Below are 16,384 nucleotides of genomic sequence, written 5' to 3'. Positions count from 1 at the left end.
TGAGGCTATAGTTAAGGATAAGGTTGCACAACAAACCAAAGTCCAATAACTACTCGGAATTAACTATAGTATATGTGGCAGATATGTGGAGAGAAAGTGACGTGTGGTACCAAGGGAGGTCTCGTCAGCGGATGGAAACAGAGTATGAAATCCGTCAGTAACAACGAATGGCGAGAAGTCAGCAGAAGCCATAGTAAACCGATGGTTGCAAACATCGGCGAAGGGCTGAACTTTAGGAGGCACAAGCAATGAATGTAACTGAAAGTAGATTTAAGAACAGACAACTTCATATAGAGGACTATCTGCAAATGGTACCTGCGGAACAGAGAGAGTATGCAGAAGTGTTCGACTACTCTAAGATTACTGAAAAGAGCGGTGTCATCACAGACTATTGGACGAACAATCTTTTGGAATTGATTTTGCGGAAAGATAATCTTAACAATGCCTATAAGCAAGTCAAAAGAAACAGAGGCAAAGGCGGAATCGATGGTATGCAGGTGGATGAACTTCTGCCCTTCCTTAGAGAAAACCAAGAAACCTTAATCCAAGAGATAAGGGGAGGGAAATATAAACCCAACCCAGTTCGAAGGGTAGAAATACCCAAAGAGACAAAAGGCGAGTACAGAAAGCTGGGAGTACCTACGGTTGTCGATAGAGTGATTCAACAGGCAATCGCACAGGAACTCTCGCCAATCTTTGAGGAGCAGTTCTCAGAGAACAGTTTTGGTTTCAGACCGAAAAGAGGGGCACACGATGCCCTAAGACAATGCCAAAAGAACGTAAATGACGGCTATGTATATGTAGTGGATATGGACTTAGAAAAGTTCTTTGATACCGTATGTCAGAGTAAGTTAATCGAGGTGTTGTCACGAACCATCAAAGACGGCAGAGTGATTTCATTGATACACAAATACCTGAATGCGGGAGTTATAGTAAACGGGAAGTATGAGCGTACAGAAATCGGGATGCCACAAGGAGGACCATTGAGTCCGTTGCTCAGTAACGTAATGCTAAACGAGATGGACAAGGAACTGGAACGCAGAGGACATAGATTTGTCCGTTATGCAGACGACTGCATGATATTCTGCAAAAGCAGAAAGAGCGCAGAAAGAACCATGAAGAATATTATACCGTTTATTGAAGGAAAACTTTTTCTAAAGGTAAATAGGAAGAAAACAGAAGTGGCTCACATCAACAAAGTTAAGTACCTCGGCTATACCTTTTATAGATACAGGGGCAAATGCAGACTTAGAGTACATCAAAAGTCGGTAATCAAGATGAGAAATAAAATCAGAGAGCTTACTGATAGAAATAAAGGCATTAGTAATGCAGAACGAGAAAGGAAATACCAGGAGTATGTGCGAGGATGGGTGGAATACTTTAGACTTGCAGATATGAAAGGACTTCTCAAAACAACGGACGAATGGGCAAGGCGTAGGATTCGAGCAGTCTATTGGAAACAATGGAAGAAAATTAAAACAAAGTATCGAATGCTGAAAGCATTGGGAATGGAACATTGGAAAGCAAAGGAACTTGCCTGTAGTAGAAAAGGTTATTGGAGAATGGCGAAAGTCTTGAACCAAATCTTTTCCAAGAAAATAATAGCCAAGCTCGGATATCTATCCATGCTTGACTATTATCTAGTAGTTTGTGAAAACTAAGGAACCGCCGTGTACCGAACGGTATGCACGGTGGTGTGAGAGGTCGGCTAATTAATGATTAGCCTCCTACTCGATAATAAATCTCACAATAGTTGTATAATTTCGTGAAAATTTAGTAACAAACGTCCTGTTTGATTGATAAAAATATTTATAGCCGAACATTTTACATGATTTATTCGGGATAAGAACGAAAGGAAAAGTTTTTTGCTCTTATCTTCAAATAGGAAGGAGGTGAACTCTATGGAGCAATCTTCTTCCTACGATGAAGAAACAATCAGGCATCAATTTGATTGTAAATGTAAACTGGCATTGAAAGGGGAGAAAATAGATTATGAGAGGCATCTTTCATATCGGAGAGAACATGAAATATTATTTTGTGAATTGCCGGAGTCAGAGTTTAGAAAAATATCTACGACAGATGAGTATGCTGTAGAAAGCTATTCTCTGATAAATGTGCAGTTTGATGTGAAGATAAAAAATGAATTGTTGGCGAAAGCAATAGAAACGCTGACAGAAAGAAAAAAAGAAGTTATTTTTTTATCTTATTTTCAGGGAATGTCGGATGCTGCAATTGCTCGTAAGTTAAATCTTGTGAGAAGTACAGTGTGTGAACATCGGACACGATCTTTAGAACTGTTGAAAAATACGATGGAGGAATATGGATATGAAAACTACAGATAAGAATGAAAAGGGCATAAATGTGTTACCGTTTGCTGTTGTTCAAAAGGCAGTGGAGGGAGATATTGTATCGATCAATAAAGTAATGAAACATTATGAGGGATACATATCTTGTTTGTCTGTACGAAAAATGTATGACGAATATGGAAATGAGTATTATTGTGTAGATGAAACCTTGCGTAGCAGATTAGAAGCAAAATTACTGAAAACAGTTTTGGGATTTAAAATGGTACGTTAAAAAATTTGGAAAAGAATGGATATTGCACCTTGATAATTAAATATTCTTCCTGCAGAACATAGAAAGTAGTGGAGCCGGTAATCAGTACGCCATGACTATCGAACTTTTCAACTTTGCGACATCATGTCATAAAGTTGAGTGATACGAGCGAGTAATATTGAGTTACAAACAAAAATGGGAATTTTGTGCGAAAATACTATTTTTAATAATGATACTTCCGGAAAAGGCTGTCCGGTCTGAAAAGATGGTGAAAATCCAATGTGACTATATCTCGTGGTCATCTGCAGGATTATTTAAAATAATGTAGTTAAAGAAAAGGAATAAAAAATATGCAAAGAGAATCAAAAAAAGAAAAAAGGAAAAGGTTAGTCAGATATAAAGAAGGCGCAGAGATGTATAGCATGGGAATGAATAAGTTTCAGGAGTTAGCAAAAGATGCTAGAGCTATTTTAAAGATAGATCGTATGGTACTGGTGGATTTGGATATATTTGATGAGTATCTTGAAACATTTCGAGTATAGAGGATAAATGTATTTTATATAGGGGAAAGATTTTTCAGAAAAAAGAAAAATACACTTGACTTATGGTTAAACTAAAAGTACAATAAAGGAGAAATGAATGGAGGTGTATAGAGTGGCAAAGATGGGAAGACCAAAGTCAGCAAATCCGAAAAATACTTTGATTGGATTGAAGTTGACGGAAGAAGAAGCCACAAAATTAAAAGAATATGCGTCCAAACATGACATGACCATAACAGATGTGTTACAAAAAGGAATTGATTTGCAATATGCAATGGAAGATTCCGAAAGAAGCTAAATGTGAGAACTCTTTCCTTGAGAAAGGAGAACAATGGCATATTCAAGGAAAGATAAGAAAGGCAGGGTATTAAGAAAGGGAGAAACACAACGTAAATGTGATGGAAAATATGTGTACACATATACGGACACATTAGGTAGAAGGCGAAGCATTTATTCAAAAGACATTAAGATATTAAGAGAACGTGAAGAACAGTTGATTAAAGATCAATTAGATGGTTTGGATACCTATGTTGCGGGGAGTGCAACAGTTAATTTTGTTTTTGATAGATATATTTCTACAAAATCAGAGTTAAGAGCTACGACGAGAACAAACTATAAATATATGTATGATCGTTTTGTGAGAGATGGATTTGGTAAAAAGAAAATTGCTGCTGTCAAGTTCTCAGATGTTCTACAGTTCTATCATCATTTACTGAACGATAAGAAAATACAAGTGAATACACTTGAGATTATTCAAACAGTGTTGCATCCAACCTTTCAATTAGCAGTAAGAGATAATATTATTAGAAATAATCCGAGCGATGGAGTAATGGCACAAATTAAAAAATTGCCCGGAAGAAATCATGGTGTAAGACATGCCTTAACCTTAGAGCAACAAAGAGCTTTTATAAGATATGTTGAAGATAATGAAAAATTTGAAAACTGGGTGACATTATTCAAGTTTTTGCTTGGTACTGGTTGCAGAATAGGCGAAGCAGTAGGAATCCGATGGGAAGACATAGATTTCAAAAAGAGGCTCATTAGTATCAATCATAGTTTGGTTTATTACAGTAGAGAATATAAAGAACATTCTATGTGTTCATTTTCTATATCGTTGCCAAAGACTGAGGCGGGTATACGGATTATCCCTATGATGGATACAGTTTATGAAGCTCTGAAAAAAGAATATGCTTTTCAAGAAGAAAATGGATTTAATGAAACAGAAATTGATGGCATGACAGGATTTATTTTCTCGAATCGCTTTGGAAATGTACATAATCCGCAAGCTATCAATAGAGCCATTAAACGTATATATGAGGCGTATAATGCTGAAGAAGTAGTAAAAGCTGCTAAAGAAAAAAGAGAGCCAATTTTAATACCACATTTTTCATGTCATCATTTGAGGCATACTTTTTGTTCTAGGTTTTGTGAAAATGAAACAAATTTAAAGGTAATTCAGTCTATCATGGGACATGCAGATATTGAAACTACGATGGACATTTATGCAGAAGTTACCGAAACAAAAAAACATGAGTCGATACAAGAGCTGGCAAGAAAATTAGATGTATTTTAGGAAAGAGTCTGATTTGGTTTTGCTGAGGAGGTACGACAAAATTTGTAAAGTACGACAGGAGTACGACAAACTAAGAAGTCTTAATCAGGTTTAAGAGTTCATAAAATAAGTGATAAAAGGCAATTTAGTGTTGCAATAAAGGAAAATAAATTATATACTATATGCTAGTAATCGCAGTCCCGACAATGAAGTCACAGGGTGCAGCTAAGAACGAAGCTAACAACGCAGGGCAGAAAGCGGCATCAGTTGAAGCGGCTCCGGCTGTGGAAGAAAAAATCGACTTTTCTAACGTGAAAATCGAGCCATTATTTGAAGAAATGGTTGATTTTGAAACATTCAGTAAATCTGATTTCAGAGCAGTTAAGGTGAAAGAGTGTGTTGCAGTACCGAAATCTAAAAAACTTTTACAGTTCACTTTAGATGACGGAACAGGCACAGACCGTACAATATTAAGCGGTATTCACACATTCTATGAGCCGGAAGAACTTGTTGGTAAGACATTGATTGCAATCACAAATCTTCCGCCAAGAGCAATGATGGGTATTGAGTCTTGCGGTATGTTATTATCGGCAATTCACGAAGAAGAAGGCGAAGAAAAACTTCATCTTTTGATGGTAGATAACCACATTCCGGCAGGGGCGAAGCTGTATTAATATGATGTACTGATGTATCGTTTTACTTTATAAACGAGATGTACTTCATTTGATGATTTTTTGAAAAGTAGCTATTTACATTGATGGGCAGTCCTACACGGGATTGCCCATTTTGTGAAATGAATGGAAATACAATTAGAAGTTGTGCAGGCAACATATTTTCAGAAAATTAAAAAAGCCATTGACTCTTACGCAACGTAATAGCTTAGAGTATATTTATCGAGAGGAGGGAAAAGCAAATGATGACGGTAAATGATGTGAGCAAATTGACAGGAGTGAGTATACGCACTCTGCAATATTATGATACCATAGGACTTTTGCCACCTACAAAGTATACGGAGGCTGGGTACAGATTGTATGACGATACAGCAATGGAAAGATTGCAACAGATTTTACTTTTTAAAGAACTTGAATTTCCCTTGAAAGAAATTAAACATATCATTGATTCTCCTAATTTCGACAGGAATAAGGTATTGGAACAACAGATTGATTTGCTGATAATGAAAAAGGAGCATCTTGAAGGTTTGATTACTTTTGCTCGAAAAATAAAAGCGACAGGAGTAAGTAAAATGGATTTAAAAGTATTTGATACAACAAAAATGGACGAGTATACAAGAAAAGCGAAGGAACAGTGGGGACAGACGGCAGAATATAAAGAATACAAAGAAAAGTCCAACAAACAGTCATCAGAAACTCAAAAACAAGCTTGGCAAAACCTTATGCTTATATTCGTGGAATTTGGAAAAATGACGGATAAAAAGCCAGAGGACTTTGATGTTCAACTTAAAGTAAAGGAGTTACAGGATTATATTACTGAGCATTTTTATAAGTGTTCAAATGAGATATTAAATGGTCTTGGTAAAATGTATGCTGCGGGAGGAGAGTTTACAGAGAATATTGATAAAGCGGCTGGAACAGGAACAGCAGTATTTGTTGCAAAAGCGATAGAAAGTTATTGCAAGTAGTTTATTCAGGTGATTTAGCTAATGTCCGCTTGTTAAACTTGCCCTTTGAGAGAGGAGAAATCCTGTTCTCAAAAGGGCTTTTTCTATTTATCCCTTACATCTGATAGTATTACTTTTGATTAATACTGCCATTCAAAATATTGAGGGGAAAATAACACTAAAAGAAGCACAAAATCTCATAGATGAGGTGATCTCTCAAATACAGGACTCATCCATCCTAGTTTCTCTTTAATTCTTTGTTCGTTGTAATACTTTATATATCGTTTTTGTTTTTAATTCCTCACAGCTATAATAAAACAGGTGTGCAGAGTAAACTCGCCAAAATTAAAACGGATACAATTTTTTTTATTTTGTTAGGCTTTATTTAGTTGAATTTCACCATGCTAAATGTTATAATTTTTGAAAAAATTAAAAGGGGAATATAAGATGGCACAAAAAGGGCGTATACGAACTATTTCATTTATTTTATATACAGTATTAGTACTTTGCTTAATATTTGCCACATTGTCAGGATTTACATTTCTTCCTTTAAGTATTATTAATACTGATACCATTCCATTATTTATACTATCAACTTTTTATATAATATGGTATATAAGTATCTTGTATTCATTCCTTTTACCAATAATCAAACGTTTGCAAGAGGAAAAAGGAAAAGAATCTTCTGACATATTATTTGGTTCAGGAACTTTATTAGTTTTTGCTTTACTATCTCTAATAGTAGTGTTTTTTTCTACAATTTCATATTTGTTTTATATTGGGGTAAGAACTGGGAATTTTCATTCATAATAAATTTTATTTTTGCAACAATAACTACTCTAAATCAATGCCCAGTCTGCTTACGAATTCTTTGATGAGAAGCAGACCTGCTTTTGTCAAAGGTATTTTTTATTTTGCCAGTTATTCTTCTTACTGTTGTGTCAAAAAAATTTTATTGCGTATTTATGAACAATGCGTTTGTAATAAAAGTATAGAAAAAAGACAGAAATATTATCTGTTCAGGCAATAGAAGCATATGCCAAAAAGTACCATGTTTCAGGAAATAATTTGGTTGAATTGTTTTATCTAGCAAATATTTTAATAGCAGCAGAAGCGGTAGAAAGGCTGCGATATAGCAAAGTAAATAATCAGGTGTCATTTCATACAGAGAAGGCATTGCAGTATTTGCAGTTGGTACGGAGGAGTTCTTATGCCAGAAATGATATATAGTTTTAATGGAAAAGACATCACTATGAATGTTTGCATACAAATTAGGGATGTATTAAAATTGTTGCAACAACATTTTCATATCAGTTTTGAGGAAGCTGCATTGAAATTCTATAAGTCTGAAACGTATAAGACATTGCAGGAAACAGAAAATGGATTGTGGGCAGAATCGGCAGAATATATAGCCGATAGATACTATGAAGAGATTTCGTCTATTGTATTGGAGAATTGATAAAAGAGGTGGTATATCTATGACAACAAGAGCGTTAGTGAGCCAATATGTTGAACTGCTCTGTAAAATATACGGAAAACATTTGAAAACAGTTATTCTGTATGGCTCTTATGCAAGGGGCGATTATACAAAGGACTCGGATATAGATATTATGGTGCTTTTGGATTTAAGTGATATAGACATCAAAAAGTATCGTCATGAGTTATCTGGTGTAACCTATGATTTTAATATGGATTATGATGTAGATATTAAGCCGATAGCAAAGAACCAAGAGCATTTTAATAAGTGGGTAGAAGTGTATCTGTTTTATTCTAATGTGGCAAGTGAGGGGGTAAAGTTATTTGATGCAGCATAATGCAGGGGAGCGAATAACAGAGCCCATTATGGAATTTATCATGCTATTTCAACTATTCATGCTTTAGATGGAAACGCATATAAGAGGCATAAAGATGCCCTTGCGAATTTCAATAAAAATTATATCAAGATAGAAATCTTCCCGAGAGTGTCCTCTTTTAACGTTATAGGAAAGTTCGATATTCGTTGAATCCTTGAATGAAAAAAGCCCGCACAAAAGCGAGCATGAAAATAAGATGACATTGGTTAAAAGATATAAAGATAGTCCCTCTTAAATTCTATCGTTTCATCAAGAGATTCCGCACTTCGTCATATCGTAATTTCCCAATCGGAATTTCACTTCCGTTTGCAAGTGTTATATTGTATCGTTTTATTTCTATAATATACAGTGGATTTACAAGCCAGCTTTTATGTGTCTGCATTAAAAATGGCATCAACTCCAGCAATTGCGACAGATTTTTGTGTACACAAAAGTTTCCAGTCGAAGTATAGACTGTCGCGATACGATATGAAATGGAAACATATAGGATTTCAGTAGGAAGCAGGTAATGCATTCCGCCTTTGGCATCTTTTAATAGAAAATGTTGTTGATCCTTTGAACGGTTTTTCTCTACATACAGCATATAGTCGTACCATCTGGTATTCATCTTTTGTTTGTTGGAAGTATCCACTTCTCCTTCCAGCGGAATATCTCTTGCCATTGTGCAGTGAAGATGCAGGAGTTTAAATATACCATCTGTAAGTTTCCATACATAAGTGGCTCTCTGGCGGGTATATAAAAAGGTGGTTTTATCCTTCCAGGTCGAAGCGCAGAAACGACCATAGACAATCCATGTATTTTGTTCGCGAGAAAGAATATGATATTCTTCGTCATAGACTTCCGCAGAAAGTTCATTTTGCTCATCTTCTGTAATTTTTAAAAATTCTTCAATTCCTTTGGTGAACTGGAATTCATAGGAGCCGATCTATACAAAATCTTTGTCAAGCAATGTGACAAAGGTATCCATATCCCGGTTAAAATAGGAATGAAAAACAAGACTGCACTGTTGGATTAATAATTTTTCCAGCTTTTCTTTTTTTGTTGTATTCATGAAATTCTTCCTTCTTTCTATGTTTGGTGTTTGCTGCCTTATATCTATTATACCAGAAAAATATTCCTATAAAATCTTATTTTTTCCCATTGAGGACTTTGATGTTGTGGATGTAAAAGTGCCATGATATACTGTGCTTGCATATTTCAGGTGTATTTTTTAGTTCAGTAACAAGTGAGATGTACCTTTTATCTTATTTTATAAATGTCGGATGAGGAGGTTTTGATGAGCGATTCGATATTTCGTAAAAAGAGTTTAGACCATATTTCTTCTCCCGAAGAGATTGATGATTATATAAAAGTAACAAAACCAGGTATGTGGCTTGTTCTTGCGGCAATTGTTTTGATGCTTACAGCAGTGATTATTTGGGGAATTGTAGGAGAGATTGAAGTGAATGTTATAGTAAATGGGGAAGTGGTAACGGAGACGGTTGCGCCTATTTCATTTTTTGCCAATTAATTATGAAAGATAAATGAAAGATGAAAAAACAGACTATGAAAAAGAGAATGAAATCACCGGTTACTGATAAGGTGGCAAAGGTGCCGGTTATCTTACAACTTGAAGCATTAGAATGCGGAGCGGCGTCCCTTGCAATGGTTCTGGCATATTATCAGAAATGGATTCCTCTGGAACAGGTTCGGATAGACTGCGGAGTATCAAGAGATGGGTCCAATGCAAAAAATATATTAATTGCGGCAAGAAATTATGGGATGACGGCGAAAGGTTTTCGGTTTGAACCGGAAACTTTAAAAGCAAAAGGGATATTTCCATGTATTATTCACTGGAATTTCAATCATTTTGTGGTGTTGGATGGATTTAAGAAAAATAAAGCGGTGATAAATGACCCGGCGAAAGGTGTGGTTGAGATGTCTATGGATGAATTTGACAAGTCGTTTACCGGAGTCTGTATCATAATGGAACCTTCCGGGGAATTTGTGTCGGACGGAAAAAAGAAAAGTATGAAAAAATTTGTCACCAAACAGATGAAAGGAACCGGGGCAGCCATGTTGTTTACTGTGTTGGTTTCGTTGATTACTACTTTGTTTGGTGTCATAAATCCAGTGTTTTCACGAATCTTTATGGATGAGTTGATTACAGGGCTGAATCCGGCATGGATATATCCGTTTTTTGTGTTTCTGGCTATGTTTGCAATTATGCAGATTGTATTGTCCGGAATGCAGGCAGTCTATTCGCTGAAAATTCAGGGCAAACTTGCAGTGAAAGCAAATGCACAGTATATGTGGCATGTTCTCAGGCTGCCGGTAGAGTTTTTCAGTCAGCGCATGGCAGGTGATATTGTAGCAAGAAAGGCAACGAATGCAACGATTGCGGCTACTTTAATCCAGACACTGGCGCCTACGATGTTAAATCTGATCATGATGGGGATCTACCTGGTCGTGATTCTCAGATATAGTGTGGTTTTAACTTTGATCGGAATTATGGGAATGATCATAAATCTGCTTGTGAATCAATATATCACGACAAAGCAGATTCAGATTTCCAGGGTACAGATGCGGGATGAGGCGAAGCTTACAGCGGCAACCGTCTCCGGAATTGAAATGATCGAGACGATCAAAGCAAGCGGCGCTGAAAATGGTTTTTTTGAAAAATGGTCCGGTTATCAGGCTTCGGTAAATTCACAGAATGGAAAAGCAATGAGAATGAATGCATATTACGGTCTCATTCCTCAGGCAGTTTCAATCATTGTGAATATGACCATTCTTGGAGTTGGTTTTAATCTGATTATCAAGGGTGAATTTACCGTCGGTATGTTGTTTGCATTTCAGACGATGTTGTCTTCTTTTATGATGCCGGTCACAGATCTTGCCAATGCCGGAACAACTATAAGGGAAATGCGTACGGACATGGAACGGGTTGAAGATGTTATGGAATATCCGACAGATGTTGAGTATAAAAATGAAAAATGCAAAAACATCAGTTATGATAAATTATCAGGAAGACTAGAAATGAAACACGTGACATTTGGGTATTCGAAACTGGCACCGCCATTGATTGAAGATTTTAACATGACTGTGGAAATGGGACAGAAGGTGGCGTTTGTAGGGGGATCAGGATGTGGGAAATCGACGCTTGCAAAATTGATTTCCGGATTGTATCAGCCGTGGAGTGGAGAAATATTGTTTGACGGAAAACCGATATCAGAAATTGACCGGAATATTTTTACGGGTTCACTTGCCGTAGTGGATCAGGATATTACACTTTTCGAAGATACGATAGCCGATAATATCAAAATGTGGGATCGGTCGATTGAAGATTATGAAATGATTCTTGCATCCAGAGATGCGAGTCTGCATGAGGATATTATGCAGAGAGATGGGGGATATGATTACCGGATACTGGAAGGCGGGAAAGATTTTTCCGGAGGGCAGAGACAGCGCATGGAGATTGCGAGAGTGCTTGCCCAGGATCCAACCATCATTGTTATGGATGAAGCAACATCGGCGCTTGATGCAAAAACAGAGTATGATGTGGTAAAAGCAATCAAAGACAGGGGGATTACCTGTATTGTGATCGCCCATCGATTGTCTACGATTCGGGATTGTGATGAGATTATCGTGATGGAGCATGGCAAAATAGCAGAGCGTGGAACACATGAGACTTTAATGGCATGCCATGGGAAATATGAAGAATTGATTCTGAGTGAGTAGGAGACGGAGTCATGGGGTGGTTTGATGAACAAATAAAACAGCGAATAGAAAATGATGATGAAATGTTTGCCGAAGCGTTTGCCCGGATGGCAAATCTGGTCAGCAGTGAAAAAATAATAACTAGTTTTTCGGATGACAGGAAATTGGCAGAGGAGGCCATTGGTGATATTTTAAAATATTATCATGTGCGTATCCGGGAAATACCGGATAAGTTGAAGGATATCAATGAAGTATTGGAATACCTGCTATGTCCTGCAGGTATTATGAGAAGAACTGTAAAATTATCCGGGGATTGGTATCAGGATGCCATTGGAGCTATGCTGGGAACGAAAAAGGACGGCAGTATCATAGCACTTCTTCCGGGAGGAATGCATGGTTATTATTATAGGGAATATTCCACGGGAAAAATAAAGAAAATAAACCGCAAAAATGCAGAAGAAATCGATGAAGAAGCGGTATGTTTTTATCAGCCGTTTTCATTGACAAAACTGAAAATCCCGGATTTGCTCAGGTATCTTTTCCGGCAGTTACATACAAAGGATTATATGATGATACTTGCTGCAACAGGCGTGTTAACAGCACTAGGTCTTGTAACTCCGAAAATCAGTCACTATCTGTATGGGAAAGTGTTGGTGTATGGAAGCAGACCGCTTCTTATGGCGGTTGTTCTGACCCTTTTTTGTGTGACGCTTGCAGGAAGTTTTATTACAGTTATAAAGGGTATTTTGAATACAAACATTTCCACGAAGATGAATCTGGCAGTCGAGAGCGCAGTTATGATGCGGGTGTTGTCTCTTCCGGTTGACTTTTTCAAAAGATTCAGTTCCGGAGAATTGGCTAACCGCATCGGATATATGAACCGGCTTTGCAGTATGATATTTGACGCTGTATTTTCTACCGGTCTGACCGCCGTATTTTCATTGGTTTATATTGGGCAGGTTTTGAAATTTGCGCCGACACTGGTAGTACCGTCCATTGTGATCACGTTGGTAACAATATGCTTTTTATTACTTACATCTGTGGTGCAGATGCGTATTACAGAAAGGCAGATGAATGAGGCGGGAAAAGAAAGCGGAATGGTGTATGCGCTTATCAATGGAGTTGCAAAGATAAAAAATGCAGGGGCTGAAAAGAGAGCGTTTGCAAAATGGAGCAGACAATATGTGAACGCGGCAGAATACTTATATAAGCCGCCTATGTTTTTGAAATTAAACGGAACTATCATAACAGCTATTTCCCTTGTGGGAACAATTGTAATATATTATACGGCAATCCACTCTGGAATTACGATGGCAGATTATATGGCATTTAACAGCGCTTATGGCATGGTAAGCGGAGCATTTGCTTCTCTTGCGGGGATTGTGATTACGGTATCCCGGATTCAGCCTATTTTAAAAATGGTTACTCCAATTCTGGAAACAGAGCCCGAAATAGATACAAAACGTCAGGTTGTTACAAGGCTGAGAGGCTCTATTGAATTAAACAATGTGTCTTTTCGGTATCAGAAGACGATGCCCAATGTGCTGGATAATCTGTCTTTGAAGATACGTCCGGGACAGTATGTAGCAATCGTAGGGAAGACCGGATGTGGAAAATCTACGTTAATACGTATTCTTTTAGGATTTGAAAAGCCGCAGAAAGGTGCTGTTTATTATGATGGAAAAGATATCAATTCTATGGATGTAAAATCCTTGCGGCAGAAGATTGGTGTCGTGATGCAGAACGGGAAACTGTTTCAGGGAGATATTTATTCCAATATTACAATTTCCGCACCGCAGCTAACTTTGGAACAGGCATGGGAGGCAGCAGAGATGGCGGGGATGGCAGACGATATCCGGCAGATGCCAATGGGAATGCATACCATTATCTCAGAGGGGCATGGCGGCATTTCTGGAGGACAGCGACAGAGGTTGTTGATTGCAAGGGCTATCGCACCGAAACCAAGGATTCTGATGTTTGATGAGGCCACTTCGGCATTGGATAATATTACACAGAAACAGGTTTCAGAATCTTTGGAAAGATTAAAGTGTACCAGAATCGTGATTGCACATCGATTGTCTACCATTAGACACTGTGACAGGATTGTCGTGCTGGATGAGGGGAAGATCGTAGAAGACGGAACCTATGAGGAACTGTTGGAGAAAAAGGGACATTTTGCTGAATTGGTAGAAAGACAGCAGGTGGACAGGCAACGGTAAAGAGGAAATAGAGGAACAAATGGAAAGCTTTAAAAAAGTGTTTGGACTTAATACGGAATTGGAGTAGATTATATGCATAAACAAAAGGTGATTATTAGTGTCGGTCTGATTGCAGTTGAAATTATATTGCTTATTACAGGCTTTGGGGAAATTTCAAATGGCAGTCTGTCAATTACAATTCTACATATTCCAGTGATACTAGCTGCAATTTTATTGGGACTTCCTTATGGGGGAATACTGGGAGGGATCTTTGGCATCGGAACAATGGTGGCTGCATCGGGCTATGGTGCGGAAACGTTAGACCATCAGTTTGTAAATCCGGTTTTATCCATAGTTCCGAGGTTATTGATTGCGTTGGCGGCATGGTTTGTCTACAGATTTTTGAAAAAACACATGGATGATGATACGATTTCCTCCGAGTGTATTGCGGGTGGCGGTGCGGCATTAGCAGGCACGGTTACAAATACAGTGGCAGTTACGATACTGTTGTGTATCCTGCATCCAGATATGCTGGGCGGAGGTTCAGAACTTTCGGCTTATGTATTGGCATTTGTCAATATTTTAGGAGCCAATACATCCATTGAAATCTGTATTTCCATTCTGATAGTTTCAATTGTAATATTTTTCATAAAGAAAAGAGAAATGCAGGATGTTAAAACAACGCAGATTCCTATGCGAAAGACTTTTCAGAAATGGCTGGTTGTATTTATGACTGGAGGATTTTTGGTGACACTGCTTTCTTCGTATACTTTGCAGACAATTCAGGACAGGGAAAATGCGGATATTTATTTGGAAGTTATTCTGACAGAAGTGATTCAGGGGATTGAGAAGGGAGAGGCGTATAATACACCTACATCCCTTCGGGCCGGATCTAAGGGAACGATTTTGCTTGTGGAAGACGAGACGATAATACATTCGGGAAATCGGGAATTTATAGGGAAAAAGCTGACGGAAGTAGGATTTTCCATGGAAGAAGTCAAAGCAGGGAAAGATGTGTTTTTAACAGTCTTATCAGGGAGCACTTATTTTTGTAAGGCAATGCAGAGTGGAGATATGACTGTGATAGGAATGATGCTTGGTGATGAAATTTATGCAGATCGGAATCAAACGGCAATGATTCTGCTTTTTGTTAATTTTGTGATCTTTGTGACCATATTTTTGCTGATTTCAAAGCTCTTACAGGATAATGTTGTTGACCGGATCTATCATGTAAATCAGTCGTTGTCGATGATACAGAATGGGAATCTTGACGAACTAGTCGAGGTGCGCAATAATGCAGAATTTTCCGTCTTGTCAGACGGTATTAATGCCACAGTCTATGCTTTGAAAGAGACGATGGAAGAGGTTGCTGCCAAGATCAATCAGGAAATGGAGTTTGCAAGAGAGATTCAGCGTTCAGCGCTTCCGGCAGCAGAGCATGTGATACCAAGATTTCACGAGTATGAGATCTGCGGAATTATGGATGCGGCGAGAGAAGTTGGAGGGGATTTCTATGATTATTTTTTGATTGAAGAACAGAAATTAGGGGTAGTCATTGCTGATGTTTCAGGAAAAGGTGTGCCGGCAGCGTTGTTTATGATGACTGCGAAGACATTGCTTAAAAACTTTGTTTTGAATGGAAAAAGTCCTGCAGAAGCATTAGAGCTTGCGAATATGCAACTTTGTGAAAATAATGAAACCGGCATGTTTGTAACGGTCTGGCTCGGTATTCTGGATTACAGCTCAGGGACTTTGACATTTGCCAATGCAGGACATAATCCGCCGCTTTTGAAAAAGGCAGGTGAGCCATTCGTCTATATGGATCATAAGACATACAAAAGAAGTATTATGCTTGGTATGCGTGAAGGAATCCGTTACAGAAATAATCAGATTACATTTACACGGGGAGATATGCTGTATCTCTATACGGATGGTGTGACAGAGGCGAATAATGAAAAAGAAGAATTATATGGAGAAGATCGGCTTTTGCACTGCATGGAAGAAAATTATGATCAGGCGCCAGAACAGCTGGTTCAGACGATACGGAAAGATATAGACCGGTTTGCAGGAAAAGCAGAACAGTTTGATGACATTACTATGGTTGTATTGAAAATGTATGCTCGGTGGAAGACGATCACATTAAATGCAGTGTATGAGAATACGGAGATCGGGGCGAAATTCGTAGAGGAAAATTTTCCAGAGGAATGCAGCCCAAAAGTATTTCATCAGATTGCTATTGCCTTTGATGAAATTTATTCTATAATAGGAAATTCCGATTTTTGTTGGAACAATGAATGAAAATAGCCCGCACAAAGTCGGGCATGAGAACAAGATGACGCTCGTTAGAAGATATAAAAACCTTCTATACC

General features: G+C 37.8%; 16 protein-coding genes and 2 pseudogenes. 15 read left to right on the top strand and 3 right to left on the bottom strand.

The genetic code is table 11. The features are described 5' to 3' along the window. Positions 1–248: 248 nt before the first annotated feature. The 8 genes and pseudogenes from ltrA to ACTQXY_RS09495 all read left to right on the top strand — a co-directional run bounded on the left by ltrA (position 249) and on the right by ACTQXY_RS09495 (position 6,286). Positions 249–1,661: a group II intron reverse transcriptase/maturase gene (gene ltrA, locus ACTQXY_RS09530; protein ID WP_441659267.1), complete on the top strand. Its 1,413-nt coding sequence runs from the start codon at positions 249–251 to the stop codon at positions 1,659–1,661. Positions 1,662–1,901: 240 nt separating this feature from the next. Next, positions 1,902–2,342, top strand: a complete 441-nt coding sequence (locus ACTQXY_RS09525; protein ID WP_441659266.1) for a sigma-70 family RNA polymerase sigma factor — start codon at positions 1,902–1,904, stop codon at positions 2,340–2,342. Next, positions 2,326–2,577, top strand: coding sequence for a helix-turn-helix domain-containing protein (locus tag ACTQXY_RS09520; RefSeq protein WP_441659265.1), 252 nt, complete (start codon positions 2,326–2,328; stop codon positions 2,575–2,577). Before ACTQXY_RS09525 ends, ACTQXY_RS09520 begins: the two co-directional genes overlap by 17 nt. Positions 2,578–2,906: 329 nt before the next feature. Beyond that, entirely contained in the window at positions 2,907–3,098 is a 192-nt protein-coding gene (locus ACTQXY_RS09515) for a DUF6462 family protein (RefSeq protein WP_441659264.1), read from the top strand. A 97-nt stretch (positions 3,099–3,195) separates the two neighbouring features. Beyond that, positions 3,196–3,393 (top strand): hypothetical protein, encoded by a 198-nt coding sequence (locus tag ACTQXY_RS09510; RefSeq protein WP_114002694.1) that lies wholly within the window; start codon positions 3,196–3,198, stop codon positions 3,391–3,393. A 33-nt stretch (positions 3,394–3,426) separates the two neighbouring features. Next, positions 3,427–4,668 (top strand): tyrosine-type recombinase/integrase, encoded by a 1,242-nt coding sequence (locus ACTQXY_RS09505; protein WP_441659263.1) that lies wholly within the window; start codon positions 3,427–3,429, stop codon positions 4,666–4,668. A 167-nt stretch (positions 4,669–4,835) separates the two neighbouring features. Further along, positions 4,836–5,321 (top strand): annotated as a pseudogene (locus tag ACTQXY_RS09500) (lysine--tRNA ligase); the annotation flags it as partial. Positions 5,322–5,560: 239 nt separating this feature from the next. Then, positions 5,561–6,286 carry a TipAS antibiotic-recognition domain-containing protein gene (locus tag ACTQXY_RS09495; RefSeq protein WP_441659262.1) on the top strand — a complete coding sequence of 242 codons (726 nt, stop codon included), beginning with the start codon at positions 5,561–5,563 and terminating at the stop codon, positions 6,284–6,286. Between the two features lie 176 nt (positions 6,287–6,462). Here ACTQXY_RS09495 and ACTQXY_RS09490 read toward each other — a convergent pair. Continuing rightward, a pseudogene (locus tag ACTQXY_RS09490) lies at positions 6,463–6,546 on the bottom strand (IS3 family transposase); the annotation flags it as partial. A gap of 166 nt (positions 6,547–6,712) precedes the next feature. Here ACTQXY_RS09490 and ACTQXY_RS09485 point away from each other — a divergent pair. The 3 genes from ACTQXY_RS09485 to ACTQXY_RS09475 all read left to right on the top strand — a co-directional run bounded on the left by ACTQXY_RS09485 (position 6,713) and on the right by ACTQXY_RS09475 (position 8,079). Further along, positions 6,713–7,075: a hypothetical protein gene (locus ACTQXY_RS09485; RefSeq protein WP_441659261.1), complete on the top strand. Its 363-nt coding sequence runs from the start codon at positions 6,713–6,715 to the stop codon at positions 7,073–7,075. A gap of 400 nt (positions 7,076–7,475) precedes the next feature. Next, positions 7,476–7,724 carry a hypothetical protein gene (locus tag ACTQXY_RS09480; RefSeq protein WP_441659260.1) on the top strand — a complete coding sequence of 83 codons (249 nt, stop codon included), beginning with the start codon at positions 7,476–7,478 and terminating at the stop codon, positions 7,722–7,724. Between the two features lie 19 nt (positions 7,725–7,743). Then, positions 7,744–8,079 (top strand): nucleotidyltransferase domain-containing protein, encoded by a 336-nt coding sequence (locus ACTQXY_RS09475; protein WP_441659259.1) that lies wholly within the window; start codon positions 7,744–7,746, stop codon positions 8,077–8,079. 277 nt (positions 8,080–8,356) lie between these two features. Here the strand turns inward: ACTQXY_RS09475 and ACTQXY_RS09470 are convergent, their stop codons facing one another. Continuing rightward, a complete protein-coding gene (locus ACTQXY_RS09470; RefSeq protein WP_441659258.1) occupies positions 8,357–8,779 on the bottom strand; it encodes a LytTR family transcriptional regulator DNA-binding domain-containing protein in 423 nt (140 codons plus the stop codon). Positions 8,780–9,043: 264 nt separating this feature from the next. Continuing rightward, positions 9,044–9,169: a hypothetical protein gene (locus ACTQXY_RS09465; RefSeq protein ID WP_441659257.1), complete on the bottom strand. Its 126-nt coding sequence runs from the start codon at positions 9,167–9,169 to the stop codon at positions 9,044–9,046. Between the two features lie 225 nt (positions 9,170–9,394). Between ACTQXY_RS09465 and ACTQXY_RS09460 the strand changes: the two genes are divergently transcribed. The 4 genes from ACTQXY_RS09460 (at position 9,395) to ACTQXY_RS09445 (ending at position 16,313) form a co-directional block, all read left to right on the top strand. Then, entirely contained in the window at positions 9,395–9,628 is a 234-nt protein-coding gene (locus tag ACTQXY_RS09460) for a hypothetical protein (RefSeq protein ID WP_441659256.1), read from the top strand. 20 nt (positions 9,629–9,648) lie between these two features. Continuing rightward, positions 9,649–11,838: an NHLP family bacteriocin export ABC transporter peptidase/permease/ATPase subunit gene (locus tag ACTQXY_RS09455; protein WP_441659255.1), complete on the top strand. Its 2,190-nt coding sequence runs from the start codon at positions 9,649–9,651 to the stop codon at positions 11,836–11,838. Positions 11,839–11,849: 11 nt separating this feature from the next. Next, entirely contained in the window at positions 11,850–14,036 is a 2,187-nt protein-coding gene (locus ACTQXY_RS09450) for an NHLP bacteriocin export ABC transporter permease/ATPase subunit (RefSeq protein WP_441659254.1), read from the top strand. 72 nt (positions 14,037–14,108) lie between these two features. After that, positions 14,109–16,313: an ECF transporter S component gene (locus ACTQXY_RS09445; protein WP_441659253.1), complete on the top strand. Its 2,205-nt coding sequence runs from the start codon at positions 14,109–14,111 to the stop codon at positions 16,311–16,313. Positions 16,314–16,384: the final 71 nt, after the last annotated feature.

This window comes from Faecalimonas sp. LCP19S3_D12 (assembly GCF_052121495.1).
GTDB lineage: Bacteria > Bacillota > Clostridia > Lachnospirales > Lachnospiraceae > Faecalimonas.
This window is presented reverse-complemented; position numbering and strand designations above follow the sequence as displayed.

What these genes read in the sequence shown, in the direction of transcription:
- ACTQXY_RS09495 (WP_441659262.1), top strand. Translation starts at nt 5,561, where the DNA reads ATGATGACGGTAAATGATGTGAGCAAATTGACAGGAGTGAGTATACGC.
- ACTQXY_RS09470 (WP_441659258.1), bottom strand. Translation starts at nt 8,779, where the DNA reads ATGGCAAGAGATATTCCGCTGGAAGGAGAAGTGGATACTTCCAACAAA.
- ACTQXY_RS09455 (WP_441659255.1), top strand. Translation starts at nt 9,649, where the DNA reads ATGAAAAAACAGACTATGAAAAAGAGAATGAAATCACCGGTTACTGAT.
- ACTQXY_RS09460 (WP_441659256.1), top strand. Translation starts at nt 9,395, where the DNA reads ATGAGCGATTCGATATTTCGTAAAAAGAGTTTAGACCATATTTCTTCT.
- ACTQXY_RS09510 (WP_114002694.1), top strand. Translation starts at nt 3,196, where the DNA reads ATGGAGGTGTATAGAGTGGCAAAGATGGGAAGACCAAAGTCAGCAAAT.
- ltrA (WP_441659267.1), top strand. Translation starts at nt 249, where the DNA reads ATGAATGTAACTGAAAGTAGATTTAAGAACAGACAACTTCATATAGAG.
- ACTQXY_RS09520 (WP_441659265.1), top strand. Translation starts at nt 2,326, where the DNA reads ATGAAAACTACAGATAAGAATGAAAAGGGCATAAATGTGTTACCGTTT.
- ACTQXY_RS09480 (WP_441659260.1), top strand. Translation starts at nt 7,476, where the DNA reads ATGCCAGAAATGATATATAGTTTTAATGGAAAAGACATCACTATGAAT.
- ACTQXY_RS09525 (WP_441659266.1), top strand. Translation starts at nt 1,902, where the DNA reads ATGGAGCAATCTTCTTCCTACGATGAAGAAACAATCAGGCATCAATTT.
- ACTQXY_RS09515 (WP_441659264.1), top strand. Translation starts at nt 2,907, where the DNA reads ATGCAAAGAGAATCAAAAAAAGAAAAAAGGAAAAGGTTAGTCAGATAT.
- ACTQXY_RS09475 (WP_441659259.1), top strand. Translation starts at nt 7,744, where the DNA reads ATGACAACAAGAGCGTTAGTGAGCCAATATGTTGAACTGCTCTGTAAA.
- ACTQXY_RS09485 (WP_441659261.1), top strand. Translation starts at nt 6,713, where the DNA reads ATGGCACAAAAAGGGCGTATACGAACTATTTCATTTATTTTATATACA.
- ACTQXY_RS09465 (WP_441659257.1), bottom strand. Translation starts at nt 9,169, where the DNA reads ATGAATACAACAAAAAAAGAAAAGCTGGAAAAATTATTAATCCAACAG.
- ACTQXY_RS09445 (WP_441659253.1), top strand. Translation starts at nt 14,109, where the DNA reads ATGCATAAACAAAAGGTGATTATTAGTGTCGGTCTGATTGCAGTTGAA.
- ACTQXY_RS09505 (WP_441659263.1), top strand. Translation starts at nt 3,427, where the DNA reads ATGGCATATTCAAGGAAAGATAAGAAAGGCAGGGTATTAAGAAAGGGA.
- ACTQXY_RS09450 (WP_441659254.1), top strand. Translation starts at nt 11,850, where the DNA reads ATGGGGTGGTTTGATGAACAAATAAAACAGCGAATAGAAAATGATGAT.